The following is a 24,394-nucleotide window of genomic DNA, read 5'->3' on the forward strand; positions in this document are numbered from 1 at the left end:
AGGCTTGGCAGGCCACCGCTTTCTTGGCACAGGTGGATCATGAACCAGACACCGAGGGACGGGTGGACGACGCCCGAGGCGGACGAGAGCGAGCCGGCGCCGATCACCGTCATGCTGTCGTCGCGGCTGATGGTGCTCGCCAATCTGCTCAAGCGCGGCGCCATCCTCCGCTACAAGCGCCTCACCGGATTGTCTTCGGTCGAGTTCGGTCTCGTCGCCTCGCTCGGTCGGCGCCCGCCGATGAGCGTGGCGCGGCTCGCCGAGGCCGTCGGCCAGGACAAGGGACAGATCAGCCGCGCGCTGGCGAACCTCGTGTCGCGCAAGCTGATCGCGAAGTCGGCAAATCCGAAGGACAGCCGCGAAGTGCTGGTCTCGCTGACCGCAACGGGCCGTGCCGCGCATGATGCGATCGTCGGAGGCGCGCAGGAGCGCAACCGACGCCTGCTGGAACAGCTGAGCGAAGCCGAGCTCGACGCGCTGCTGCGGCAGATCGATCAGCTCAGCGCGATTGCCGCCGAGATGCTCGAGGCCGAAAAGAATTCGCGCTGATGTCTCGGAAATCCCTGGAAATATTGGATCGTTTCTAAGAGTCTCTCTAAGAAGCTTTCAATTAGCGAATTCGGGCGCCCTCACATAAGCGTCACCTGTAAGCGCATGCCGTCCCGGGACAGGCGGCGTGATGCATCAAACATGCAGCTTTGGGGTGGCGCGTTGAACAGTCTTGGAATGCTGCGGTCGGCCGTGTTGGCGACCGCGTCCGCTTGGGTCTTGGTGCCGCAGGCATCGCTCGCACAATCGTCTACACAGAGTGGCGCACAGAGCCTGCCGTCGGTGACCGTCACGGCGCCGGAGGCGCGCCGCCGCGCACCGGCTTCGGCCGTGCGTAGCGCGCCGCGGCGATCGGTGCAGGCCGCCAATCGCAACAAGCCGCAACCGCAGCGCAATGTCGGCTTCGTCGAGACGCCGCGCGGTCCGGTGAATGGCTACGTCGCCGGTCGCAGTTCGTCAGGCACGAAAACCAACACGCCGATCATGGAGACGCCGCAGGCGGTCTCGGTGATCGGCGCGGAACAGATCCGCGACCAGAAGCCGAACAAGCTCGACGAGGTGCTGCGCTACACCGCCGGCGTGCGGGCAGGGACCTTCGGCGCGGATACGCGCAACGACTGGTGGCTGATCCGCGGCTTCAAGTCCGACGACGTCGGGCTGTTCCTCGACGGCATGCAGCTGTTTTACACGTCCTATGCGAGCTGGAAGCTCCAGACCCCCAACATGGAGCGCGTCGAGGTGCTGCGCGGTCCGTCGGCGGTGCTCTATGGCGGGTCCAGCCCGAGCGGCATCGTCAACGTCATCAGCAAGATGCCGCCGGCCGAGCCGATCCGCTACGTCGAGACCGGCGTCAACAATTTCGGCAATGCCTATGTCGGCTTCGATGTCGGCGGGCCAGTCGCGACGCAGAGCGAGAACGGCAAGCTGTTCTATCGCGTCGTCGGCCAGGTCCAGAACGGCCCGACGCAGGTCAACTTCACGCCGGACAACAACTACTTCATCGCGCCGTCGGTCACCTGGAAGCCGGATGCCGACACCACGTTCACGGTGCTCGCCTCCGCTTCCCGGCAGGAAACCCGCGGCATCAACTTCCTGCCTTACCAGGGCACGGTGACCAACGCCCCCTTCGGCAAGATCCCGACCAGCTTCTTCGCCGGCGATCCCAGCGTCGACAAGTTCACGCGCGAGCAGGAGATGCTCGGCTACCAGTTCGAGCGCAACCTCACCGACGATCTGACGTTTCGGCAGAATGCGCGCTTCGCCCATGTCGACGTGACGTATCGCGGTTACGTCGGCAATGGTTGGGCCGACGTCAACACGGCCACGCTCAACCGCTACAATTGGTATGCGAAGAACACCGCCAACCAGGCCGATCTCGACAACCAGCTGGAGTATCGCTTCGGCACCGGCCCGGTGAAGCACACGATGCTGTTCGGTGTCGACCTGAAGGGCTACCAGATCGACGATTACCAGCTCTTCGGGGGCGGCGTGCCCTCGATCAACGTCTTCAATCCCACCTACGGATTGAGCGACATTCCGTTCGCGGGCGATCCGTTCCGAAACTTCCGGATCACGCAGAAGCAGGCCGGCACCTATCTCCAGGACCAGATGAAGCTCGGCAATTTCACGCTGGTGCTGAGCGGCCGCAATGATTGGGTCGAGACCACCCAGGACAACCGCTTTACGGGCGCCACGGTTGCCAGCCGCGACGACAGCAGGTTCAGCGGACGCGCAGGCCTGATCTACAATTTCGACAACGGCATCGCGCCCTACGTCTCCTATTCGACGAGCTACAACCCGGTCATTGGCTTGAATGCCAGCAACCAATTGCTCTTGCCGGAAACCGGCAAGCAGGCCGAAGTCGGCTTGAAAGTGCAGCCCAAGGGCTTCGATGGCTATTTCACGGTTTCGGCTTTCGACCTGAAGCGCCAGAACGCGCTGACGACCGATCCGTCGAATTCATTGCTGCAGAACCAGACCGGCGAGGTGACCTCGCGCGGCATCGAGCTTGAAGCGGTGGCGAACGCTACGCGCGAGCTGAAGCTGATCGGCGCCTTCACGGCCTATCATTTGTTTACCAGCAAGGATCTCAACCCGGCGCTGGTCGGCAAGACCCCGACCAACACGCCTGAGATGCTGGTCTCGGGCTGGGCGGACTACACCTTCAAGGAGGGGCCGCTGACGGGGTTCGGCTTCGGCGGCGGCGTCCGCTATGTCGGCTCGTCCTGGGCGGACGCTGCAAATACCCTCGAGGTTCCCGCAGTGGTACTCGGCGATCTCGCGCTCCACTACGAATGGCAGAACTGGCGCACGGCGCTCAACGTGATCAACCTGACCGACAAGATCTATGTCGCAAGTTGCGCGGCGGCCACGTCCTGCTTCTACGGCGACCGCCGGCGCATCACCGCCAGCGTCTCCTACAAATGGTGAGGCAAACGACGGGGACAGGCGAGGGCAGGCCATCGTGAAGCTGCGCCTGTCCGGCCTCGGACCAGCCTGATCTCGACCGGTCTGTCTGCTTCGCTGACTGATACCGCTGACCTTCCATCGGGAGATCGATGAGCTCCCGGGCGATGCCCCCCGGCCCGGAGCTCATGCGAGCGCGGCGCGTGCGACGCCTCGGCAAGTCGACGACGCCGCGCTCGCGGCCGGCGCCAGGCGACGCATTCGCCAGGCGAGCCCCGGTCCCGTCGTGATGCATGGCTCGTCTGACCTTCGCACCTGTGGATACGTGTCTTTCTTGCACCGCGGTCGCGACCATCACCGGCTCCCCTGGCTGTGCTGCTCCGAGGAAGGCGCAGCCAGTATGTCGCCCGGGTGACGCTGGGCGCCTGTCCTCGTTGTGGATTTTGCCGCGCGGCCCAGATAAAGTGAGCTTCCCCAACAGCGGATCTCACCGCCGAGCGCACATGGACCGATCGGGATCGCCCTTGCTGGGGCGGTCGATCTGCTCCATACCAGCCGCGGGGTGATTCCGGGATTTCCTACCGTTCTGGGGCGGCAAAGGGCCTAAAAAGAGCGTGTCTTGCGCCCATTGGTGCACTGCGCTAAGGCTCAGAATAATTCCAAATCGGGACGAATCCGCGGCTCCCCCGACGTCGCGGGAAAAAGGGCTCGCCATGAGCGGCATTCTACAGAACTATCTTCCACTCGTCGTCTTCATAGGGGTAGCGGGCCTCATCGGCCTCGTGCTGCTGATCGCGCCTTTCATCGTGGCGTTCCAGCAGCCGGACCCGGAAAAGCTGTCGGCGTATGAGTGCGGTTTCAACGCCTTCGACGACGCCCGCATGAAGTTCGACGTCCGCTTCTACCTGGTCGCCATCCTCTTCATCATCTTCGATCTCGAGGTGGCGTTCCTGTTTCCCTGGGCGGTGGCGTTCGGCAAGCTTGGCGCGACCGGCTTCTGGTCCATGGTGGTGTTCCTCGCCGTGCTGACGGTGGGCTTCGCCTATGAATGGAAGAAAGGGGCACTGGAATGGGATTGAACCCTGCATCGTCCACCGGTCCGGTGATTGCGCCGGCCCCCAAGGGCATTCTGGATCCGTCCACCGGCAAGCCGGTCGGGGCCACTGATCCGTTCTTCCTCGAGGTCAATTCCGAGCTGTCCGACAAGGGCTTCTTCACGGCCGCGACCGACGACCTCATCACCTGGGCGCGCACCGGCTCGCTGATGTGGATGACCTTCGGTCTCGCCTGCTGCGCGGTCGAGATGATGCAGGTGTCGATGCCGCGCTACGACGTCGAGCGTTTCGGCTTCGCGCCGCGTGCCTCGCCGCGTCAGTCCGACGTGATGATCGTCGCAGGCACGCTCACCAACAAGATGGCCCCGGCGCTGCGCAAAGTCTACGACCAGATGCCCGAGCCGCGCTACGTCATCTCGATGGGCTCGTGCGCCAATGGCGGCGGCTACTATCACTATTCCTATTCGGTCGTGCGCGGCTGCGACCGCATCGTGCCGATCGACATCTATGTGCCGGGCTGCCCGCCTACGGCGGAAGCGCTGCTCTACGGCGTGCTGCTGCTTCAGAAGAAGATCCGGCGCACCGGCACCATCGAACGCTAAGGTTTTACGTCATGGACGACGGCAAGCTCGACGCCCTTGGGCAAACGATCGTTAGCGCGCTTCCGGGCGCGGCCACCGGTCATTCGGTGGCCTTCAACCAGCTGACGGTGGATGTCGAGGCCAGCAAGATCGTTGAGGTGGTCAAGTACCTCCGCGACGATCCGAGCTGCCGCTTCGTCAACTTCACCGACATCACGGCGGTGGACTATCCGGATCGCGAGAAGCGCTTCGACGTGATCTACCACTTTCTGTCACCGACGCTGAACGCGCGGATCCGGCTCAGGGCTCAAGCCGACGAGACCACCCAGGTGCCGTCGCTGATCGATGTGTTCCCCGGCGCCGACTGGTTCGAGCGCGAGGCCTACGATCTCTATGGCGTGTTCTTCGTCGGCCATCCCGACATGCGCCGCATCCTCACCGATTACGGTTTCGAGGGCCATCCGCTGCGCAAGGATTTCCCGACCACCGGCTTCGTCGAGGTCCGCTACGACGACCAGGAGAAGCGGGTGGTGTACGAGCCTGTCAGGCTCAACCAGGAATTCCGCAAGTTCGATTTCCTCTCGCCGTGGGAAGGGGCGGACTATCCGCTTCCCGGTGACGAGAAGGCGGGGCCGAAGGTCTGATCATGAACGAACAACCTGAGAACCTCCGAAATTTCACCATCAATTTTGGACCGCAGCATCCTGCGGCCCATGGTGTGTTGCGCCTCGTGCTCGAATTGGACGGCGAAATCGTCGCGCGCGTCGATCCGCATATCGGCCTGCTTCACCGCGGCACCGAGAAGCTGATCGAGCAGAAGACCTATCTCCAGGCGATCCCTTATTTCGATCGGCTCGACTACGTCGCGCCGATGAACCAGGAGCACGCCTTCTGCCTCGCCGCGGAAAAGCTGCTCGGCATCGAGGTGCCGCGCCGCGGCCAGCTGATCCGCGTGCTCTATTGCGAGATCGGCCGCATCCTGTCGCACCTGCTCAACGTCACCACGCAGGCGATGGACGTCGGCGCGCTCACCCCGCCGCTGTGGGGCTTCGAAGAGCGCGAGAAGCTGATGGTGTTCTACGAGCGCGCCTCGGGCAGCCGCATGCATGCGGCCTTCTTCCGCGTCGGCGGCGTGCATCAGGACCTGCCGCAGAAGCTGGTCGACGACATCGAGGCCTGGTGCGATCCGTTCCTGAAGGTGGTTGACGACCTCGATCGCCTGCTCACCGCCAACCGCATCTTCAAGCAGCGCAACGTCGACATCGGCGTGGTGCCGCTGAAGGAAGCCTGGGAGTGGGGCTTTTCGGGCGTGATGGTGCGCGGCTCGGGCGCGGCCTGGGACCTGCGCAAGTCGCAGCCCTATGAATGCTACGCCGAGATGGATTTCGACATTCCGATCGGCAAGAACGGCGACTGCTACGACCGCTACCTGATCCGCATGGAAGAGATGCGCCAGTCGGTGCGGATCATGAAGCAGTGCATCGAGAAGCTGAACGCGCCTGAGGGCAAGGGCCCCGTCGTCGTCGAGGACAACAAGGTCGCGCCGCCGCGCCGTGGCGAGATGAAGCGCTCGATGGAAGCGCTGATCCACCACTTCAAGCTCTACACCGAAGGCGTCCACGTGCCGGCCGGCGAGGTCTACGCCGCGGTCGAGGCGCCCAAGGGCGAGTTCGGCGTCTATCTCGTCGCCGACGGCACCAACAAGCCCTACAAGTGCAAGATCCGCGCGCCGGGCTTCGCCCATCTCCAGGCCATGGACCACATCTGCCGCGGGCATCTGCTCGCCGACGTCTCGGCGATCCTGGGTTCGCTCGACATCGTGTTCGGAGAGGTCGATCGGTGATGGCGCAAGCGCCAATCCAGTTTGACCGCGCCTCGGGGGCCCTTGAAGGGGCCAACCTGTGGGAGCGGACGGCTGCCTTGGCGCTGGTGACGGGATCGAAGATCTCGTCGCATTTCTCGCATATGGGCTACATCGCCTGCGCGAACCTGCTGCGGAAAACGCTGCCCGAGCGCAACATCGCGATCAGGCTCAATCCCGACGCCGTGTTCGAATTCCCCTATGGCGACGGCTATTGGAGCAAGCTGCTCAACCGCTCCTATAACTATGAGGACGAGCTGGAGCTCCTGTTCGCCGACTCCATCGACGTCGATTACACGCTGCTCGATTGCGGCGCCAATTACGGCTACTGGTCGATCCTGGTGTCGAGCAGGCCGTTCGGCTCGCACAAGGCGATCGCGATCGAGCCGTCGGGGCAGAATTATCCGAAGCTCGCCAACAACGCGCGTGTCAACGCTGGCCGCTTCGAGACCCTGAAATGCGCGATCGGCGCCGCTCGCGGCACCGCGCGGCTGTCGGGCACCAAGCACGAGGCCTTCAGCATCGCCGGCGATCCGTCGTCGGGCGGCGAGGAGGTGCCGGTCATCGCGCTGGACAACCTCATCGACGACGGCAAGGTTGCGGCGAGCGGCAAATACCTGATCAAGCTCGACGTCGAGGGCGTCGAGATCGAAGCGATCAAGGGCGGCGCCCGGCTGCTTGAGACCGACAGCGTCATCATGTGCGAGGAGCACGGCAGCGACCGCAGCCACGCGGTGTCGCGCTACATCCTCGAACAGACCCCGCTGAAGCTGATCGTGTTCGATCCGCGCAGCAAACGGATGGAGACCGTGAAGGAGCTGTCGATCCTCGACCGCATCAAGGTCTCGACCCACGTCGGCTACAACGTTTTCGGCACCGCAAGCGCATTCTGGCAGGACAGGATCGATGCCCTGAATGCCAAGACTCTGAATGCCAAGACCGCGCGCCGCATGCAGTGAGAGATTGAGAGATGTCCGTCCGCCGATTAGCACCGAAGGAAGTCCAGCCCGCGAGCTTTGCGTTCACGGAGGAGAACCTCGCGTTCGCCAAGCAGCAGATCGCGAAATATCCGGCCGGCCGCCAGGCCTCCGCTGTCATCGCCATCCTTTGGCGCGTCCAGGAACAGCACGAAGGCTGGGTGTCGGAAGCCGCGATCCGCGCCGTCGCCGACCTGCTCGACATGCCCTATATCCGCGTGCTCGAGGTCGCGACCTTCTACACGATGTTCCAGCTCGCCCCCGTCGGCAAGAAAGCCCACGTCCAGGTCTGCGGCACTACGCCGTGCCGCCTGCGCGGCGCCGAGGACCTGATCCACGTCTGCGAGCACCGCATCCATCACGAGCCCTTCCATCTCTCCAAGGACGGCAATTTCAGCTGGGAAGAGGTCGAGTGCCTGGGCGCCTGCGTGAACGCACCGATGGTGCTGATCGGCAAGGACACCTATGAGGACCTGACCAAGGAGAGCTTTGGCAAGGTGCTCGACGGCTTTGCTTCCGGCAATCCACCGAAGCCCGGTCCGCAGAACGGCCGCCAGTTCTCGGCGCCGATCACCGGGCCGACCACGCTGAAGGAGATCACCTGATGCGGGATCTCTCGTCGCCGGCCGTGCAGGGGAGCGGTGCCATGAAGAAGTGGGGCTTCATCGCGATGCATGCCGCCGTGGCGGCCACGTTCATTTTCCTGCTTCAGCGTTTCAGCCTGAACGCGTCGCTGGAATCCAGCCTGCTCTGGGCGCTGACCTTCGCCGTCTGCGCCGCCGGACTTGCCTACAAGCAGTCCAATCGTTGATCGGAAAGCACTGATATGCTCGAGGACAAGGACCGCATCTTCAAGAACCTCTACGGCCTCCATGACTGGGGGCTCGAGGGTGCGCGGCGCCGCGGCGCCTGGGATGGTACGAAGAATATCATCGACAAGGGCCGCGACTGGATCATCAACGAGATGAAGGCGTCGGGCCTGCGCGGCCGCGGCGGCGCCGGCTTCCCGACCGGCCTGAAATGGTCGTTCATGCCGAAGGAATCGACCGACGGCCGGCCGAGCTATCTCGTCGTCAACGCCGACGAATCCGAGCCCGGCACCTGCAAGGATCGCGAGATCATGCGGCACGATCCGCATCTCCTGATCGAGGGCTGCCTGATCGCCAGCTGCGCGATGAACGCGCATGCCTGCTACATCTATGTCCGCGGTGAGTTCATCCGCGAGCGCGAGCACCTCCAGGCCGCGATCGACCAGGCCTATGAGGCCAAGCTGGTCGGCAAGGACAACGTCAACGGCTGGCCGTTCGACATCTACGTCGCGCACGGCGCCGGCGCCTATATCTGCGGCGAGGAAACCGCGCTGCTCGAAAGCCTCGAGGGCAAGAAGGGCCAGCCGCGCCTGAAGCCGCCGTTCCCGGCCAATGTCGGCCTGTTCGGCTGCCCGACCACCGTCAACAACGTCGAGTCGATCGCGGTGGCGCCGGACATCCTGCGCCGTGGCGCGGCCTGGTTCGCCGGCATCGGTCGTCCGAACAATGTCGGCACCAAGCTGTTCTGCATCTCCGGCCATGTCGAACGGCCCTGCAACGTCGAAGAGGCCATGGGCATTCCGTTCCGTGAGCTGATCGAGAAGCATTGCGGCGGCATCCGCGGCGGCTGGGACAATCTGAAGGCCGTGATCCCCGGAGGCTCCTCGGTGCGCATGGTGCCGGCCGAGCAGATCATCGACACGCCGATGGATTTCGACAGCTTGAGCAAGCTGCGCTCCGGCCTCGGCACTGCTGCCGTGATCGTGATGGACAAGTCGACCGATTTGATCCGCGCCATCGCCCGCATCTCGTACTTCTACAAGCACGAGAGCTGCGGCCAGTGCACGCCGTGCCGCGAGGGCACGGGGTGGATGTGGCGCGTCCTGACCCGCATGGCGGAAGGCCGCGCCCACAAGCGCGAGATCGACATGCTGCTCGAAGTCACAAAGCAGGTCGAAGGCCACACCATCTGCGCGCTCGGCGACGCAGCCGCCTGGCCGATCCAGGGCCTGATCGCGCATTTCCGTCATGAGATCGAAGCGCGCATCGACCAGTATTCGCATAAGGCCGACATCGACGATATCGGCGTCCGCGATCCCGTGAACATGGTCGCGGCGGAGTAAGAGACATGACCAAGCTCATCATCGACGGCAAAGAGATCGATGTTCCGGCCGAGTACACGCTGCTTCAGGCGTGCGAGGCCGCCGGCGCCGAGATTCCGCGCTTCTGCTATCATGAGCGGCTGTCGATCGCCGGCAATTGCCGGATGTGCCTCGTCGAGGTGAAGGGCGGCCCGAAGCCGGTCGCGAGCTGCGCCTGGGGCGTGCGCGACTGCCGTCCGGGTCCCAAGGGCGAGCCGCCGGAAATCTCCACCCGTTCGCCGATGGTGAAGAAGGCGCGCGAAGGCGTGATGGAATTCCTTCTGATCAACCATCCGCTGGACTGCCCGATCTGCGACCAGGGTGGTGAGTGCGACCTCCAGGACCAGGCGATGGGCTATGGTGTGGACACCAGCCGCTTCGCCGAGAACAAGCGCGCGGTCGAGGACAAGTATCTCGGCGCGCTGGTCAAGACCTCGATGAACCGCTGTATCCAGTGCACGCGCTGCGTCCGCTTCTCGGCGGAAGTCGCCGGCGCCCCTGAAATGGGCGCGACCGGCCGCGGCGAGGACATGGAGATCACGACCTATCTGGAGCATGCGCTGACGTCGGAATTGCAGGGCAACCTCGTCGACATCTGCCCGGTCGGTGCGCTGACCTCGAAGCCCTATGCTTTTGCCGCCCGCCCGTGGGAGCTCGGCAAGACCCAGTCGATCGACGTCATGGACGGCGTCGGCTCGGCGATCCGCGTCGATACCCGCGGCCGCGAGGTGATGCGCGTGCTGCCACGCATCAACGAGGCCGTGAACGAGGAGTGGATCTCGGACAAGACCCGCCACATCGTCGACGGCCTGCGCACCCAGCGCCTCGACCGGCCCTATATCCGCGAAGCCGGCAAGCTGCGCGCGGCGAGCTGGCCCGAGGCCTTTGCCGCGATCGCTGCGAAAGCGGCACGTACCGACGGCAAGCGCATCGGCGCGATCGCCGGCGACCTCGCCGGTGTCGAGGAGATGTTCGCGCTGAAGGATCTGCTCGCCAAATACGGCTCGAGCAATCTGGCGGTGCAGGGCGGCGACGCCTTCGATCCGGCGCTCGGCCGCGGCTCCTATATCTTCAACCCGACGCTTGCAGGCGTGGAGCAGGCCGACGCGCTGCTCGTCATCGGCGCCAATCCGCGCAAGGAAGCGGCCGTGTTCAACGCCCGCATCCGCAAGCGCTGGCGCTCCGGCGGCTTCAAGGTCGGCGTGATCGGCGCCAAGGCCGACCTGACCTACGACTACGACCATCTCGGCGCAGGCACCGAGACGCTCGGTGAGCTCGCGGCCGGCAAGCACTCCTTCATGGACGTGCTGAAGAACGCCAAGAACCCGATCATCCTGGTCGGCGCGGGCGCAGCCTCGCGTCACGACGGCGCCGCCATTCTGGCCGCCGCCGCCAAGCTCGCGATGGATGTCGGCGCGGTCAAGGACGGCTGGAACGGTTTCGGCGTGCTGCACGAGACCGCCTCGCGCGTCGGCGCGCTCGACATCGGCTTCTCCGCCGCGGCCGGTGGCCTGAACGCCGCGCAGATGACGACCTTCGGGACGCTCGACCTGCTGTTCCTGCTCGGCGCCGACGAGATCAAGGCGCCGGACGGCACCTTCGTCGTCTATATCGGCACCCATGGCGACCGCGGCGCGCACCGCGCCGACGTGATCCTGCCGGCGGCCGCCTACACCGAGAAGTCCGCGATCTACGTCAACACCGAAGGCCGGGTGCAGATGACCGGCCGCGCCGCATTCCCGCCGGGCGAAGCCCGCGAGGACTGGGCGATCGTCCGCGCGCTGTCGGAAGCGCTCGGCAAGAAGCTCGGCTACGACTCGCTTGCCGCCCTGCGCCAGGCGATGTTCAAGGCCGTGCCGCATCTGATCCGTCTCGACCAGATCGAGGTAGGCTCCGCCGACCAGATCAAGAAGCTGGCAGGCAAGGGCGGCTCGCCTGAGAAGGCGCCGTTCAAGCCTCTGGTCGAGGACTTCTATTTGACCAACCCAATCGCGCGTGCGTCCGCCGTGATGGCGGAGTGCTCGCGGCTTGCCTCCGGGCAGATGCTGACCGCAGCGGAGTGAGCGTGATCTGATGGAATTCTTCGAAAGCGCATTCTGGACCGGTTTCCTCTGGCCGCTGATCATCATGGTCGCGGAGAGCGTCTTGGTGCTCGTCGTCCTGCTGGTCGCGATCGCCTACATCCTGCTCGCCGACCGCAAGATCTGGGCGGCGGTGCAGATCCGCCGCGGTCCGAACGTGGTCGGCCCCTGGGGGCTGCTGCAGTCCTTCGCCGACCTGCTGAAGTTCGTGCTGAAGGAGCCGATCATCCCGGCCGGCGCCAACAAGGGCGTGTTTCTCCTTGCTCCCTTGGTCTCATGCGTGCTTGCGCTCGCCGCCTGGGCCGTGATCCCGACCAATCTCGGCTGGGTGATCTCCGACATCAATGTCGGCGTCCTCTTCATCTTCGCGATCTCGTCGCTGTCGATCTACGGCATCATCATGGCCGGCTGGTCGTCGAACTCGAAATACCCGTTCTTGGCCGCGCTGCGCTCTGCGGCGCAGATGGTGTCCTACGAGGTCTCGATCGGCTTCGTCATCATCACCGTGCTGCTCTGCGCCGGCACGCTGAACCTGTCGGCCGTGGTCGAGGCCCAGCATGCCCGAGGCCTCGCCAGCCTGATCGGGCTGCCGCAGCTCACCATCCTGAACTGGTACGTCTGGCCGTTGTTCCCGATGTTCGTGGTGTTCTACGTCTCGGCGCTGGCGGAAACCAACCGTCCGCCGTTCGACCTCGTCGAAGCCGAATCCGAGCTCGTCGCCGGCTTCATGGTCGAGTACGGCTCGACGCCGTATTTGCTGTTCATGCTCGGCGAGTATGTCGCGATCGTCACGATGTGCGCGCTGGCGACGATCCTGTTCCTCGGAGGCTGGCTGCCGCCGGTGGACCTGCCGCCCTTCAACTGGGTGCCGGGGATCATCTGGTTCTCGCTCAAAGTCTTCTTCATGTTCTTCCTGTTCGCGATGGCGAAGGCGATCGTGCCCCGCTACCGCTACGATCAACTGATGCGCCTCGGCTGGAAGGTGTTCCTGCCGCTGTCGCTGGCGATGGTGATCGTGGTGGCCGGCGTGCTGCATTTCGCCGGCATCGCGCCGAAGTGAGGGCCGTCATGGGTATCAACATCAACGCCACTGCACGCTCGCTTCTGCTGTCGGAATTCGTCTCGGCGTTCTTCCTCGCCATGCGCTATTTCTTCCAGCCGAAGCCGACGCTGAACTATCCCTTCGAGAAGGGCCCGATCTCGCCGCGCTTCCGCGGCGAGCACGCGCTGCGCCGCTATCCGAACGGCGAAGAACGCTGCATCGCCTGCAAGCTGTGCGAAGCCGTGTGCCCGGCGCAGGCGATCACCATCGAGGCCGGCCCGCGCCGCAACGACGGCACCCGCCGCACGGTGCGCTACGACATCGACATGGTGAAGTGCATCTATTGCGGCCTCTGCCAGGAGGCCTGTCCGGTCGACGCCATCGTCGAAGGCCCGAACTTCGAGTTCGCGACCGAGACCCGCGAGGAACTGTTCTATGACAAGGCCAAGCTGCTCGCCAACGGCGACCGCTGGGAACGCGAGATCGCGAAAGCGATCGAGCTCGATGCGCCGTACCGGTGAGATGAGAGCATGATCCTTCCCGCGCTGTTCTTCTATCTCTTCGCCGGCATCTGCGTCGCCTCGGCGGTGATGGTGATTGTCTCGCGCAATCCCGTGCACTCCGTGCTGTACCTGATCCTGGCCTTCGTCAACGCCTCCGGCCTGTTCGTGCTGATGGGCGCCGAGTTCCTCGGCATGATGCTGATCGTCGTCTATGTCGGCGCGGTCGCGGTGCTGTTCCTGTTCGTGATCATGATGCTCGACGTCGACTTCCTCGAGCTGCGCGAGGGCTTCATCGAGTACCTGCCGGTCGGCCTCGTGATCGGCGGCATCTTCCTGTTCGAGCTGCTGCTCACCGTCGGCTTCTGGGTCATCAACCCCGGCGTCTCCAAGACGATCACGGCGGCGATCCCGACCAACGTCTCGAACACCGAGGCGCTCGGCCTCGTGCTCTATACGAAGTACATCCACTACTTCCAGCTCGCGGGCATGGTGCTCCTGGTCGCCATGATCGGTGCCATCGTGCTGACGCTCAGGCACAAGGCGAGCGTGAAGCGGCAGGACATCAACGTTCAGAACGCGCGCACGCCCGAGATGGCGATGGCGATGCGCAAGGTGGCGCCGGGGCAGGGGCTCTCGGATGCCGATGCGGCGGAGTGGGTGAAATGACGATCGGGCTCGGACACTATCTGGCGGTCGGCGCGATCCTGTTCACGCTCGGGATCCTCGGCATTTTCCTGAACCGCAAGAACATCATCATCATCCTGATGTCGATCGAGCTGATCCTGCTCTCGGTCAACATCAACCTCGTCGCGTTCTCGACCTTCCTCGGCGACATCGTCGGCCAGGTCTTCGCGCTTCTGGTGCTGACGGTCGCTGCTGCGGAAGCCGCGATCGGTCTCGCCATCCTGGTGGTCTATTTCCGCAACCGCGGCTCGATCGCGGTTGAGGACGTCAATCTGATGAAGGGCTGAGCTCAGTCATGGTTCAGGCGATCGTATTCCTGCCGCTCCTGGGCGCCATCTTGGCCGGCCTGATTGCGCTGTTCGGCGCGCATGCCCGCAACCCCTCGGGCGACGAAGTCGAGCATCACGGCGACCACGGTCACGGCGATGCGCACGCGTCGGCGGCCCATGACGACCATGGTCACGACGATCACGCGCACGACGACCACGGCCACGGACCGGTCGAGCCGGCTGCGGCGGGCTCGCGCGCGGCGGAGCTGATCACGACGGCCTTGCTGTTCGTGTCGGCGGCGCTATCGTGGATGACGCTGGTCGATGTAGGCTTCATGCACCATGACATGCGGATTCCGCTGCTGCCGTGGATCCTCTCCGGCGACCTCCAGGTCTACTGGACGCTGCGGGTCGACACGCTCACCGCCGTGATGCTGGTGGTGGTGACGACCGTGTCCTCGCTCGTGCACCTCTATTCCATCGGCTACATGGACGAGGATCCGTACCGGCCGCGCTTCTTCGGTTATCTCTCGCTGTTCACCTTCGCCATGCTGATGCTGGTGACGGCGGACAACCTCGTGCAGCTGTTCTTCGGCTGGGAAGGCGTGGGGCTCGCCAGCTACCTGCTGATCGGCTTCTGGTATCAGAAGCCGTCGGCGAACGCCGCCGCCATCAAGGCCTTCGTGGTCAACCGCGTCGGCGATTTCGGTTTCGCGCTCGGCATCTTCGCGATCTTCATGCTGGCCGGCTCGACCGATTTCGAGACGATCTTCCATGCCGCGCCGGGCCTCACCGGCAAGACCATCGACTTCCTCGGCTGGCACGCCGATGCGCTGACCCTGACCTGCCTCCTGCTGTTCATGGGCGCGATGGGCAAGTCGGCGCAGTTCCTGCTGCACACCTGGTTGCCGGACGCGATGGAAGGCCCGACCCCGGTCTCGGCGCTGATCCACGCCGCGACCATGGTCACCGCCGGCGTGTTCATGGTGGCGCGCCTGTCGCCGCTGTTCGAGCTCGCCCCGAACGCGCAGGCCGTCGTGATGTTCTTCGGTGCGACCACGGCGTTCTTCGCGGCGACCATCGGCCTCGTCCAGAACGACATCAAGCGCATCGTTGCCTACTCGACCTGTTCGCAGCTCGGCTACATGTTCGTGGCGATGGGAGCAGGGGCCTATTCGGTCGGCATGTTCCACCTGTTCACGCACGCCTTCTTCAAGGCGCTGCTGTTCCTGGGCTCCGGCTCGGTGATCTACGCGATGCACCACGAGCAGGACATCCGCAACATGGGCGGCCTCTGGAAGAAGATCCCCTACACCTACGCGGTGATGGTGGTCGGCACGCTGGCCCTGACCGGCTTCCCGCTCACCGCCGGCTACTTCTCCAAGGACGCGATCATCGAATCGGCCTACGCCTCGCACAATCCGTTCGCGATGTACGGCTTCCTGATGACGGTCGTCGCCGCCGGCCTGACCTCGTTCTACTCCTGGCGCCTGATCTTCAAGACCTTCCACGGCGAGCCCCATGACGAGCATCACTACGAGGCCGCGCATGAGGCCCCGCTCTGGATTCTGATCCCGATCGGCGTGCTCGCGGTCGGCTCGATCGTCGCGGGCTTCCCGTTCAAGGAGCTGTTCGCCGGTCACGGCGTCGAGGAGTTCTTCCGCGAGTCCGTGAAGATGAACCCGCACATCATCGAGGAGATGCACCACATCCCCGAGACCATCGCCTTCCTGCCGACGGTGATGATGGTGCTGGGCTTCCTGGTCTCGTACCTGTTCTACATCCGCCGGCCGTATCTGCCGGTCGAGCTCGCGAACACGCAGCCGATGCTGTACCAGTTCCTGCTCAACAAATGGTACTTCGACGAGCTGTACGAGTTCATCTTCGTCCGTCCGGCGAAGTGGATCGGCTACCAGCTCTGGAAGAAGGGCGACGGCTTCATCATCGACGGCTTGGGGCCCGACGGCGTCTCGGCCCGCGTGCTGGACGTCACCCGCAACGTCGTGAAGATCCAGACCGGCTATCTCTATCACTACGCATTCGCCATGCTGATCGGCGTCGCCGGCCTGATCACTTGGTTCATGTTCGGCTTTGGAGGCCAGTAAATGACGACCTGGCCCATTCTATCGGTCACCACGTTCCTGCCGCTGGTCGGCGCGCTGATCGTCTATCTCAGCCGCGGCGACGACGAGGCGGCGCGGCGCAACTCGCGCTGGATCGCACTGTGGACCACGCTGATCACCTTCGCGGTGTCGGTGATCCTGGTCATGCGCTTCGATCCTTCGAATGCGGACTTCCAGTTCGTCGAGAAGGCGAACTGGCTCGCCACCGGCATCACCTACCACATGGGCGTGGACGGCATTTCGCTGCCCTTCGTGATCCTGACCACTGCGTTGATGCCGATCTGCATCATCGCGAGCTGGAAATCGGTCACGAGCCGCGTGCGTGAATACATGATGGCGTTCCTGATCCTGGAAACGTTTTTGGTCGGCACCTTCGCCGCGCTCGATCTCGTGCTGTTCTACCTGTTCTTCGAAGGCGGCCTGATCCCGATGTTCCTGATCATCGGCATCTGGGGCGGCCCGCGCCGGGTCTACGCGTCGTTCAAGTTCTTCCTCTACACGCTGCTCGGCTCGGTCCTGATGCTGCTCGCCATCATGGCGCTGTACTGGAACGGCGCCACCACCGACATCCCGACCCTGATGCACACAGCCGTGCCGCGGTCGCTGCAGACCTGGGCGTGGCTCGCCTTCTTCGCATCCTTCGCGGTGAAGATGCCGATGTGGCCGGTGCACACGTGGTTGCCCGATGCGCATGTCGAGGCGCCGACCGCCGGTTCGGTGGTCCTGGCCGCGATCCTCTTGAAGTTGGGCGGCTACGGCTTCCTGCGCTTCTCGCTGCCGATGTTCCCCCTCGCGTCGCACGACTTCGCGCCGCTGATCTTCACGCTTTCGGTCATTGCCATCATCTACACCTCGCTGGTGGCGATGATGCAGGAGGACATGAAGAAGCTGATCGCGTACTCTTCAGTGGCGCATATGGGCTTCGTCACCATGGGCATCTTCGCCGGCACCATGCAGGGGGTCGCCGGCGGCGTGTTCCAGATGATCTCGCACGGCATCGTCTCCGGCGCGCTGTTCCTCTGCGTCGGCATCGTCTACGACCGCATGCACACCCGCGAGATCGCGGCCTATGGCGGCCTCGTCAACCGGATGCCGCTCTACGCGCTGACCTTCATGGTCTTCACCATGGCCAATGTCGGTCTGCCCGGCACGTCCGGCTTCGTCGGCGAGTTCATGACGCTGCTCGGCACCTTCAAGACCTCAATCCCGACCGCGTTCTTCGCTTCGACCGGCGTGATCCTGTCGGCGTGCTACGCGCTCTGGCTCTACCGCAAGGTCGTGTTCGGGATGCTGGTTAAGCCGTCGCTGATGACGATCAAGGATCTCACCTTCCGGGAGTGCCTGACGCTGTTCCCGCTGATCGCGCTGACGATCCTGTTCGGCGTCTATCCGAAGCCGGTGCTCGACATGTCGGAGGCCTCGGTCCAGCAACTCGTCAACAATTACAACACCGCTGTGACGGCCGTGAAGGCCGCCGCACTGCTCCATTGATCGGGCAGGTCAGGATATCGCCATGAGCTTTGAGACTGCAGGTTATCAACTGGCGCCGGTGCTGCCCGAGCTCGTGCTCGCGGTCGGCGCGATGGCGCTTCTGATGCTGGGAGCCTATCGCGGGCAGGGAACCACCAGCGCGATCACCTCGCTGGGGGTGCTGCTCCTGATCGTGGTTGGCGTGCTCGAATACATGGTGCCCGCGGGCAAGCAGGTGACCTTCGGCGGCAGCTTCATCGTCGACGATTTTGCCCGCTTCATGAAGATCCTGGCCCTGATCGGCTCGGCGGTGACGCTGGTCCTGTCGACCGAGTTCCTGTCCGACCCCTCGCGCCGCATCTTCGAATACGCCATCCTGGTGCTGCTCTCGACCCTCGGCATGATGGTGCTGATCTCGGCGGGCGACCTGATCATGCTCTATCTGGGCCTCGAGCTGATGTCGCTCTCGCTCTACGTCGTGGCAGCCTCCAACCGGGACAATGCCAAGTCGAACGAGGCGGGCCTGAAGTATTTCGTGCTGGGCGCGCTGTCCTCGGGCATGCTGCTGTACGGCGCCTCGCTGATCTACGGCTTCACCGGCACGGTCAGCTTCACCGGCATCGCTACCGCCGCGACAACCGCGAATGTCGGCCTGGTGTTCGGCCTCGTCTTCCTGCTTGCCGGCCTCTGCTTCAAGATCTCGGTGGTGCCGTTCCACATGTGGACGCCGGACGTCTATGAGGGCGCGCCGACACCGGTAACGGCCTTCTTCGCCTCTGCGCCGAAGGTTGCCGCACTCGCCGTCCTCACTCGCGCGACGCTGACTGCGTTCCCCGGCATCGTGCCGCAGTGGCAGCAGATCCTGGTGTTCGTCTCGATCGCCTCGATGGCGCTCGGTGCCTTCGCGGCGATCGGCCAGAGCAACATCAAGCGCCTGATGGCCTACTCCTCGATCGGCCACATGGGCTTCGCCCTGGTCGGTCTTGCCTCGGGCACGGTCGAAGGCGCGCAGGGCGTGCTGATGTACATCGTGATCTATGTCGCGATGACGCTCGGCTCGTTCTCGATCATCCTCGCCATGAAGCGCAGCGGCCAGGCCGTGGAGCAGATCAGCGATTTCGCCGGTCTCTCCCGCACCAATCCGCTGCTCGCCTTCATGTTCGCGATGCTGCTGTTCTCGCTCGCGGGCATTCCGCCGCTGGCCGGCTTCTTCGCCAAATGGTACGTCTTCGTCGCCGCCATCAGGGCGGACCTGTTCACGCTTGCCGTGATCGGCGTGCTCTCCAGCGTGGTGGGCGCCTACTACTATCTCGCCATCGTCAAGACGATGTATTTCGACGAGCCGGCCGGTCAGGTCGACCCGGTGCGCGTCGAGGTGAAGACGGTGCTGGCGGTCGCGGGCCTGTTCAACATCCTGTTCGCGTTGTTCGCGGGGCCGGTGGTGAGCGTCGCCTCCGCCGCCGCAAAGTCGCTGTTCTAGGATGGGGTTCGCGCTCGGTCCTCGCGCACTCTCGGCGGGCTACAAGCTCGCAGCTTTCGAGCGGACCGGCTCGACCAATACCGAGGCGATCGAGCGCGCCAGGGGCGGCGAACGCGGCCCGATGTGGTTCGTCACATCCGAGCAGACGGCCGGCCGCGGCCGACGCCAGCGCGCCTGGATCGCGCCGCGGGGCAATCTCGCCGCCAGCATCCTCGAAGTCATGAATGTTCCTCCCGCCGTCGCGGCCACGCTTGGCTTTGCCGCCGGGCTGGCGGAGGAGACGGCCCTGGAAAAGGTGAGCCTGGAGGCCGCGCTGCGCCTCGGCGAGGGCCGTCCCCGCTACGCCCTGAAATGGCCGAACGACGTGCTGGTCGGCGGCAAGAAGCTCGTCGGCATCGGGCTCGAGGCCGAGATCATCGGCGACCGCCTCGCGGTCGTCGTCGGCATGGGCACCAACGTCGTCGCCGCGCCGGAGGGCACGCCGACGCCCGCGGTGTCGCTGGCCGCGCTTGGCGTCCAGATCAGCGCCGAGGAGCTGTTTTCCGCCCTGTCCGACGCCTGGGTCGAGTTCCGCGGCATCTGGGACAATGGCCGCGGCTTTGCCGAGATCCGCAAGCTCTGGCTTGAGCGGGCCGCCGGTCTCGGCGAGGGGGTTGCGATCAACACGGGAACGACGACGCTGGAAGGCATTTTCGACACGATCGATGATACCGGTTGCCTGATCGTCCGCACTGCTGACGGCCGACGCCTGCCGGTGGCGGCCGGCGAGGTGTTCTTCGGCTCGGCCGCCTCCGTGGGAGCTGCGTGATGGCACGGCCTGACGAACTGGTATTTGCGCCGCTCGGCGGTGTCGGCGAGATCGGCATGAACCTGTCGATCTACGGCCTTGGCAACCGCCATCAGCGCGCCTGGCTCGCGGTCGATCTCGGCGTCTCCTTCGGCGACGAGGAGCATCTGCCGGGCATCGACCTGATCATGCCCGACATCAGCTTCCTGGAGAAGGAACGCAAGAACCTGATGGGCCTGGTGCTGACCCACGCCCATGAGGACCATTTCGGCGCCATCATCGACCTCTGGCCCAGGCTGAAATGCCCGATCTATGCGACGCAGTTCAGCGCGGCGCTGTTCGAGGCCAAATGCGCCGCCGAGCGCAACGCGCCAAAGATTCCGGTGACGGTGGTGCCGTCGGGAGGCCGCGTCGATATCGGCCCGTTCAACGTCGAGTTCATCCCGGTCGCGCATTCGATACCTGAATCGCACGCGCTGGCGATCCACACCGAAGCCGGCATCGTGCTGCACACCGGCGACTGGAAGATCGATCCGACCCCGATCATCGGCCGCCCGATCGACGAAAAACGGCTGCGCGAACTCGGCGACGAGGGCGTGCTCGCCCTGATCGGCGATTCCACCAACGCGGTGCGCGACGGCCGCTCGCCCTCGGAAGCCGAGGTCGCCAAGACCATTGCCGGGCTGGTCAAGGCCGCCAAGGGCAGGGTTGCCGTGACGACCTTCGCCTCCAACGTCGCCCGCATCAAAGCCGTCGCCGACGCCGCCAAGGCCGCCGACCGCGAGGTCGTCGTGGTCGGGCGCGCCATGGACCGCGTGTCGCAGGTCGCGCGCGAGACCGGCTATCTCGACGGCGTGCAGAACTTCCGCTCGACCGACGTCTACGGCCATCTGCCGCAGGACAAGGTGCTGGCGCTCTGCACCGGCAGCCAGGGCGAAGCCCGTGCGGCGCTGGCGCGCATCGCCAATGACGACCATCCCGAGATCACGCTCAACCGCGGTGATTGCGTGATCTTCTCCTCGCGCACCATTCCCGGCAACGAGAAGGCGGTCGGTTCGATCATCAACAATCTGGTGCTCCAGGGCGTCGAGGTCATCACCGACCGCGACGCGTTGGTCCACGTCTCCGGCCATCCCCGCCGCGACGAGCTGCGCGACATGATCGCCTGGGTGCGCCCGCAGCTGCTGATCCCCGTCCATGGCGAGGCCCTGCACCTGCACGAGCACGCCAAGCTCGCGCGCGCCGCCGGCGTGCCGCGCGTGCTGGTCTGCCGCAACGGCGACCTCGTCAAGCTCGGCCCCGGCGATCCCGGCATCGTCGGCGAGGTGCCCTCGGGCCGGCTCTACAAGGACGGCACGATCCTGGAGGATTCCAAGTCCCGCGCGGTGGTCGAGCGCCGCCGCATGGCCTTTTCCGGCTGCGCTTTCGTCGCCATCGCCATGACCGCACAGGGCGAGCTAGTCGACGAACCCGAGGTCGATCTCGTCGGCGTTCCCGAGAAGAACAGGGCGGGCGAGGCTTTTGACGATCTGGTCTTCGAAGCCGTGATGTCCACGATCGAGGGGCTGCCAAAAGCGCGCCGCCGCGACCCGGACGCCCTGGCCGAGTCGGTGCGACGCGCGGTCCGGGCCGTGATCAACGAACATTGGGGCAAAAAGCCCGCCTGTCTGGTACATGTGCTGACAGTCTGATTGAGGCAGGATCTCTTCGGAAAACCGCTTCACACTTTTCCGGATCATGCTCTGAGGGAGAGAAACATGCTGGGCCGGCTCAACCATGTCGCGATCGCGACCAAGGATGCCGTCAAGGCTGCAAAAATCTACGGCGCCGCGTTCGGGGCGCAGATCTCGGAGGCCGTGCCGCTGCCCGAGCATGGCGTCACCACCGTGTTCGCGACGCTGCCCAACACCAAGATCGAGTTCATCGAGCCGCTCGGTGAAGCCTCGCCGATCGCGAAGTTCCTGGAGCGCAATGCCGACGGCGGCATCCACCATATCTGCTACGAGGTCGTGGACATCATCGCCTCGCGCGACACCCTGGTGAAGGAGGGCGCGCGGGTGCTCGGCGACGGCGTGCCGAAGATCGGCGCCCACGGCAAGCCGGTGCTGTTCCTGCACCCGAAGGACTTTTCCGGTGCGCTGGTCGAAATCGAGCAGGCGTAAGGCCGTCCCATGGCCGTCCAGATATCGACCGCGATCGCGATCTACTTCGTCATCTGGTGGGTCGCGCTGTTCCTGACGCTGCCGTTCGGCGTGCGCAGCCAGCACGAGGACGGCGTGGGCGCGCCCGGCACCGATCCCGGCGCGCCGATCCTGACGCGGATGGGACGCAAGCTGATCTGGACCACGATCATCTCGGCGATCATCTACGGCGCGGGCCTTGCCGCCTACCACGCGGGTTATCTCTCCATCGAGCGCCTGTCGAAGTTGATGGGCATGCCGTTCTAGACGTTTTTGGCTGGCGATATTGTTTTGGGGGAACGAATGACTTTTCAGAGGATCGTCGTCGCGCTTCTGGTGCTGATCGTCGCCGGCCTGGGCGCCATCGGCTATTTCGAGTGGAAGATGGCCGTGCAGGTGCGAACGCTGAAGGCGTTCGTCGAGGGCTACGTCTTCAACGAAGCCGTGATGGCCTGCGAGCAGGCCAAGAGCTCGACGCCGTTCAAGTGGAACGGCGGCAAGAGCACCTCGGTGATCGGGCTGAACTCGGTCAAGCTGGACAAATACAACGTCAGCGCCAGCTACACGCTGGTGGCGGACGGCGTCTATTGTGATTACGATCCCATCAAAAGAAAGGCCGGGATCGGCTCGAGCTTCCTGGAGCGGGAGTAACGATCCGGCCATGCCAAGAGCATGATCCGGAAAAGTGTGAAGCGGTTTCCCGAGAAGATCATGCTCAAATAGAAAAACTAAAGCGCGATTTCATCGCGCTTTGGGGGATGGGATCGTCATGACCGGGGATCGGGCAGGGGACTACCGTATTCTGCATGAGGCGGCCTTGCGGGATTATCTCGCGGGTCTGCCGGATCTCGCGGCGCTGCTCGGCGCCGAGCCGGTGTCCTGGTCGATCACCGAGGTCGGTGACGGCAATCTCAACCTCGTTTTCATCGTCAAGGGCGACCGCGGCGGCGTCGCCGTGAAGCAGGCGCTGCCCTATGTCCGTCTTGTCGGCGAAAGCTGGCCGCTGCCGCTGTCGCGCGCCCATTACGAATTTTTGGCTTTGTCCCGGCAGGCCCAGCTCGCGCCCGGCCTTGTGCCGGCGCTGCTGCATCACAACGAGAAGCTGGCGCTGACGGTGATGGAGCTGCTCGAGCCCCACATCATCATGCGCAAGGGGCTGGTCGCGGCAACGCAATATCCGCGCTTTGCGGGCGACATCACCACCTTCATGGCGCGGACGCTGTTCTTCACCTCCGACCTCGCGCTCTCCGCGGCCGAGAAAAAGGAGGGCATCGCGGCCTTCGCCGGCAACCATGCGCTGTGCAAGATCACCGAGGACCTGATCTTCACCGATCCCTACCGCGTCGCCGAGCAGAACCGCTGGACCGCGCCTTACCTCGACGGCCTGGCCACGTCGTTGCGCGACGACATGGACCTGCACGTCGCGATCTCCCGGCTGAAGCTGAAGTTCATGGCAAGCCCCGAAGCGCTGGTCCACGGCGATCTCCACACCGGCTCGATCATGGTCACGGATGGCCAGACGCGGGTGATCGATCCCGAATTCGCGTTCTACGGCCCGATGGGGTTCGACGTCGGCGCCGTGCTGGCCAATCTGCTGATGGCCTATTTCGCCTCCGCCGGTCACGAGCGCTCGCCGGGCGAGCGGGCTGCGTTCGAGGGCTGGGTGCTGGAGACGGTCGAGCAGGTCTGGAGCGAGTTCGCCCGCAAATTCCTCGACCTCTGGCGCGCCGGTGCTTCGGGTGACGCCTATCCGGTCTCGCTCTTCGCCGGCGAGAAGGGCGCCGCCCGCCTGGAGGCCGAGCGGCAGGCCTACATGCAGCGCCTGTTCGCCGACACCGTCGGCTTCGCCGCGGCAAAAACCATCCGCCGCATCTTCGGCCTCGCCCACAACATCGATTTCGAGCTGATCGAGGATCCGCGCAGGCGGGCGGTCAGCGAGGCCCGCGCCGTGCGGCTGGCGCGGGCGATGATGGTGGAGGCGGGGGCATTTGGGACGATCGCCGACGTCACAGGTGCCGCGCGAAAACTGCGGGACTGGATGCCGGAGCTATCCGGTTAAGAGCCTCATGAGGAGCGCGGTTGCGCGCTCGCAATGACAAAACCGAACAATTGACACAACTGTTTCGCCGTCACCCTGAGGTGCCGGAGCGAAGCGGAGGCCTCGAAGGGCGACAGC

At 64.6% G+C, this 24,394-nt stretch carries 24 protein-coding genes; all 24 read left to right on the plus strand.

Annotated features, from left to right (window positions below; translation table 11 throughout):
• The first annotated feature begins 39 nt into the window (after positions 1 to 39).
• Positions 40 to 549 (plus strand): MarR family winged helix-turn-helix transcriptional regulator, encoded by a 510-nt coding sequence (locus tag BM118_RS00735; protein WP_092180893.1) that lies wholly within the window; start codon positions 40 to 42, stop codon positions 547 to 549.
• Between the two features lie 177 nt (positions 550 to 726).
• Positions 727 to 2,979 carry a TonB-dependent siderophore receptor gene (locus BM118_RS00740; protein WP_177233908.1) on the plus strand — a complete coding sequence of 751 codons (2,253 nt, stop codon included), beginning with the start codon at positions 727 to 729 and terminating at the stop codon, positions 2,977 to 2,979.
• Positions 2,980 to 3,668: 689 nt separating this feature from the next.
• The gene (locus BM118_RS00745; protein WP_008136158.1) at positions 3,669 to 4,034 is read left to right on the plus strand and encodes an NADH-quinone oxidoreductase subunit A; all 366 of its coding nucleotides are present in this window, start codon (positions 3,669 to 3,671) and stop codon (positions 4,032 to 4,034) included.
• Positions 4,025 to 4,612 carry a NuoB/complex I 20 kDa subunit family protein gene (locus BM118_RS00750; RefSeq protein WP_177233909.1) on the plus strand — a complete coding sequence of 196 codons (588 nt, stop codon included), beginning with the start codon at positions 4,025 to 4,027 and terminating at the stop codon, positions 4,610 to 4,612. The genes BM118_RS00745 and BM118_RS00750 overlap by 10 nt, the downstream gene beginning before the upstream one ends.
• 11 nt (positions 4,613 to 4,623) lie before the next feature.
• Positions 4,624 to 5,235, plus strand: a complete 612-nt coding sequence (locus tag BM118_RS00755; protein WP_092180902.1) for an NADH-quinone oxidoreductase subunit C — start codon at positions 4,624 to 4,626, stop codon at positions 5,233 to 5,235.
• Positions 5,236 to 5,237: 2 nt separating this feature from the next.
• Positions 5,238 to 6,434, plus strand: a complete 1,197-nt coding sequence (locus tag BM118_RS00760; RefSeq protein ID WP_092180905.1) for an NADH-quinone oxidoreductase subunit D — start codon at positions 5,238 to 5,240, stop codon at positions 6,432 to 6,434.
• Positions 6,434 to 7,411, plus strand: a complete 978-nt coding sequence (locus BM118_RS00765) for an FkbM family methyltransferase (RefSeq protein ID WP_177233910.1) — start codon at positions 6,434 to 6,436, stop codon at positions 7,409 to 7,411. Before BM118_RS00760 ends, BM118_RS00765 begins: the two co-directional genes overlap by 1 nt.
• Positions 7,412 to 7,422: 11 nt before the next feature.
• Positions 7,423 to 8,034 carry an NADH-quinone oxidoreductase subunit NuoE gene (nuoE, locus tag BM118_RS00770; RefSeq protein WP_027559486.1) on the plus strand — a complete coding sequence of 204 codons (612 nt, stop codon included), beginning with the start codon at positions 7,423 to 7,425 and terminating at the stop codon, positions 8,032 to 8,034.
• A complete protein-coding gene (locus tag BM118_RS00775; RefSeq protein ID WP_092180911.1) occupies positions 8,034 to 8,240 on the plus strand; it encodes a hypothetical protein in 207 nt (68 codons plus the stop codon). The genes nuoE and BM118_RS00775 overlap by 1 nt, the downstream gene beginning before the upstream one ends.
• 15 nt (positions 8,241 to 8,255) lie before the next feature.
• Positions 8,256 to 9,581 (plus strand): NADH-quinone oxidoreductase subunit NuoF, encoded by a 1,326-nt coding sequence (gene nuoF, locus BM118_RS00780; protein WP_092180914.1) that lies wholly within the window; start codon positions 8,256 to 8,258, stop codon positions 9,579 to 9,581.
• A 5-nt stretch (positions 9,582 to 9,586) separates the two neighbouring features.
• Positions 9,587 to 11,662 carry an NADH-quinone oxidoreductase subunit NuoG gene (nuoG, locus tag BM118_RS00785; RefSeq protein WP_092180917.1) on the plus strand — a complete coding sequence of 692 codons (2,076 nt, stop codon included), beginning with the start codon at positions 9,587 to 9,589 and terminating at the stop codon, positions 11,660 to 11,662.
• A gap of 10 nt (positions 11,663 to 11,672) precedes the next feature.
• Positions 11,673 to 12,740 (plus strand): NADH-quinone oxidoreductase subunit NuoH, encoded by a 1,068-nt coding sequence (nuoH, locus tag BM118_RS00790; protein WP_084302793.1) that lies wholly within the window; start codon positions 11,673 to 11,675, stop codon positions 12,738 to 12,740.
• Between the two features lie 14 nt (positions 12,741 to 12,754).
• On the plus strand, positions 12,755 to 13,243 hold the full coding sequence (gene nuoI, locus BM118_RS00795; protein WP_026232873.1) for an NADH-quinone oxidoreductase subunit NuoI: 489 nt from the start codon (positions 12,755 to 12,757) through the stop codon (positions 13,241 to 13,243).
• Positions 13,244 to 13,252: 9 nt separating this feature from the next.
• Positions 13,253 to 13,891: an NADH-quinone oxidoreductase subunit J gene (locus tag BM118_RS00800; RefSeq protein ID WP_092180920.1), complete on the plus strand. Its 639-nt coding sequence runs from the start codon at positions 13,253 to 13,255 to the stop codon at positions 13,889 to 13,891.
• Complete coding sequence (nuoK, locus tag BM118_RS00805) at positions 13,888 to 14,196, plus strand: NADH-quinone oxidoreductase subunit NuoK (RefSeq protein WP_092180923.1); 309 nt, start codon at positions 13,888 to 13,890, stop codon at positions 14,194 to 14,196. The genes BM118_RS00800 and nuoK overlap by 4 nt, the downstream gene beginning before the upstream one ends.
• Before the next feature lie 8 nt (positions 14,197 to 14,204).
• Entirely contained in the window at positions 14,205 to 16,283 is a 2,079-nt protein-coding gene (gene nuoL / locus BM118_RS00810; RefSeq protein ID WP_092180926.1) for an NADH-quinone oxidoreductase subunit L, read from the plus strand.
• Positions 16,284 to 17,792, plus strand: coding sequence for an NADH-quinone oxidoreductase subunit M (locus BM118_RS00815; protein ID WP_092180929.1), 1,509 nt, complete (start codon positions 16,284 to 16,286; stop codon positions 17,790 to 17,792).
• Positions 17,793 to 17,814: 22 nt separating this feature from the next.
• On the plus strand, positions 17,815 to 19,251 hold the full coding sequence (gene nuoN / locus BM118_RS00820) for an NADH-quinone oxidoreductase subunit NuoN (protein WP_092180934.1): 1,437 nt from the start codon (positions 17,815 to 17,817) through the stop codon (positions 19,249 to 19,251).
• Position 19,252: 1 nt separating this feature from the next.
• On the plus strand, positions 19,253 to 20,059 hold the full coding sequence (locus tag BM118_RS00825; RefSeq protein ID WP_092180937.1) for a biotin--[acetyl-CoA-carboxylase] ligase: 807 nt from the start codon (positions 19,253 to 19,255) through the stop codon (positions 20,057 to 20,059).
• On the plus strand, positions 20,059 to 21,729 hold the full coding sequence (locus BM118_RS00830; RefSeq protein ID WP_092180940.1) for a ribonuclease J: 1,671 nt from the start codon (positions 20,059 to 20,061) through the stop codon (positions 21,727 to 21,729). Before BM118_RS00825 ends, BM118_RS00830 begins: the two co-directional genes overlap by 1 nt.
• A 66-nt stretch (positions 21,730 to 21,795) precedes the next feature.
• Complete coding sequence (gene mce / locus BM118_RS00835) at positions 21,796 to 22,200, plus strand: methylmalonyl-CoA epimerase (protein WP_091885955.1); 405 nt, start codon at positions 21,796 to 21,798, stop codon at positions 22,198 to 22,200.
• 9 nt (positions 22,201 to 22,209) lie between these two features.
• On the plus strand, positions 22,210 to 22,485 hold the full coding sequence (locus BM118_RS00840) for a DUF1467 family protein (RefSeq protein ID WP_092180943.1): 276 nt from the start codon (positions 22,210 to 22,212) through the stop codon (positions 22,483 to 22,485).
• A 36-nt stretch (positions 22,486 to 22,521) separates the two neighbouring features.
• Positions 22,522 to 22,869: a hypothetical protein gene (locus BM118_RS00845; protein ID WP_011087666.1), complete on the plus strand. Its 348-nt coding sequence runs from the start codon at positions 22,522 to 22,524 to the stop codon at positions 22,867 to 22,869.
• 118 nt (positions 22,870 to 22,987) lie between these two features.
• Positions 22,988 to 24,277: an S-methyl-5-thioribose kinase gene (mtnK, locus tag BM118_RS00850; protein WP_092180947.1), complete on the plus strand. Its 1,290-nt coding sequence runs from the start codon at positions 22,988 to 22,990 to the stop codon at positions 24,275 to 24,277.
• Positions 24,278 to 24,394 lie beyond the last annotated feature (117 nt).

It is taken from the genome of Bradyrhizobium sp. cf659 (assembly GCF_900113725.1).
Lineage (GTDB): Bacteria > Pseudomonadota > Alphaproteobacteria > Rhizobiales > Xanthobacteraceae > Bradyrhizobium.

What these genes read in the sequence shown, in the direction of transcription:
- nuoK (WP_092180923.1), top strand. Translation starts at nt 13,888, where the DNA reads ATGACGATCGGGCTCGGACACTATCTGGCGGTCGGCGCGATCCTGTTC.
- BM118_RS00760 (WP_092180905.1), top strand. Translation starts at nt 5,238, where the DNA reads ATGAACGAACAACCTGAGAACCTCCGAAATTTCACCATCAATTTTGGA.
- BM118_RS00830 (WP_092180940.1), top strand. Translation starts at nt 20,059, where the DNA reads ATGGCACGGCCTGACGAACTGGTATTTGCGCCGCTCGGCGGTGTCGGC.
- nuoG (WP_092180917.1), top strand. Translation starts at nt 9,587, where the DNA reads ATGACCAAGCTCATCATCGACGGCAAAGAGATCGATGTTCCGGCCGAG.
- mtnK (WP_092180947.1), top strand. Translation starts at nt 22,988, where the DNA reads ATGACCGGGGATCGGGCAGGGGACTACCGTATTCTGCATGAGGCGGCC.
- nuoL (WP_092180926.1), top strand. Translation starts at nt 14,205, where the DNA reads ATGGTTCAGGCGATCGTATTCCTGCCGCTCCTGGGCGCCATCTTGGCC.
- BM118_RS00745 (WP_008136158.1), top strand. Translation starts at nt 3,669, where the DNA reads ATGAGCGGCATTCTACAGAACTATCTTCCACTCGTCGTCTTCATAGGG.
- BM118_RS00750 (WP_177233909.1), top strand. Translation starts at nt 4,025, where the DNA reads ATGGGATTGAACCCTGCATCGTCCACCGGTCCGGTGATTGCGCCGGCC.
- nuoE (WP_027559486.1), top strand. Translation starts at nt 7,423, where the DNA reads ATGTCCGTCCGCCGATTAGCACCGAAGGAAGTCCAGCCCGCGAGCTTT.
- mce (WP_091885955.1), top strand. Translation starts at nt 21,796, where the DNA reads ATGCTGGGCCGGCTCAACCATGTCGCGATCGCGACCAAGGATGCCGTC.
- nuoF (WP_092180914.1), top strand. Translation starts at nt 8,256, where the DNA reads ATGCTCGAGGACAAGGACCGCATCTTCAAGAACCTCTACGGCCTCCAT.
- nuoH (WP_084302793.1), top strand. Translation starts at nt 11,673, where the DNA reads ATGGAATTCTTCGAAAGCGCATTCTGGACCGGTTTCCTCTGGCCGCTG.
- BM118_RS00815 (WP_092180929.1), top strand. Translation starts at nt 16,284, where the DNA reads ATGACGACCTGGCCCATTCTATCGGTCACCACGTTCCTGCCGCTGGTC.
- BM118_RS00840 (WP_092180943.1), top strand. Translation starts at nt 22,210, where the DNA reads ATGGCCGTCCAGATATCGACCGCGATCGCGATCTACTTCGTCATCTGG.
- nuoN (WP_092180934.1), top strand. Translation starts at nt 17,815, where the DNA reads ATGAGCTTTGAGACTGCAGGTTATCAACTGGCGCCGGTGCTGCCCGAG.
- BM118_RS00755 (WP_092180902.1), top strand. Translation starts at nt 4,624, where the DNA reads ATGGACGACGGCAAGCTCGACGCCCTTGGGCAAACGATCGTTAGCGCG.
- BM118_RS00735 (WP_092180893.1), top strand. Translation starts at nt 40, where the DNA reads ATGAACCAGACACCGAGGGACGGGTGGACGACGCCCGAGGCGGACGAG.
- BM118_RS00740 (WP_177233908.1), top strand. Translation starts at nt 727, where the DNA reads ATGCTGCGGTCGGCCGTGTTGGCGACCGCGTCCGCTTGGGTCTTGGTG.
- BM118_RS00765 (WP_177233910.1), top strand. Translation starts at nt 6,434, where the DNA reads ATGGCGCAAGCGCCAATCCAGTTTGACCGCGCCTCGGGGGCCCTTGAA.
- BM118_RS00775 (WP_092180911.1), top strand. Translation starts at nt 8,034, where the DNA reads ATGCGGGATCTCTCGTCGCCGGCCGTGCAGGGGAGCGGTGCCATGAAG.
- BM118_RS00845 (WP_011087666.1), top strand. Translation starts at nt 22,522, where the DNA reads ATGACTTTTCAGAGGATCGTCGTCGCGCTTCTGGTGCTGATCGTCGCC.
- BM118_RS00800 (WP_092180920.1), top strand. Translation starts at nt 13,253, where the DNA reads ATGATCCTTCCCGCGCTGTTCTTCTATCTCTTCGCCGGCATCTGCGTC.
- BM118_RS00825 (WP_092180937.1), top strand. Translation starts at nt 19,253, where the DNA reads ATGGGGTTCGCGCTCGGTCCTCGCGCACTCTCGGCGGGCTACAAGCTC.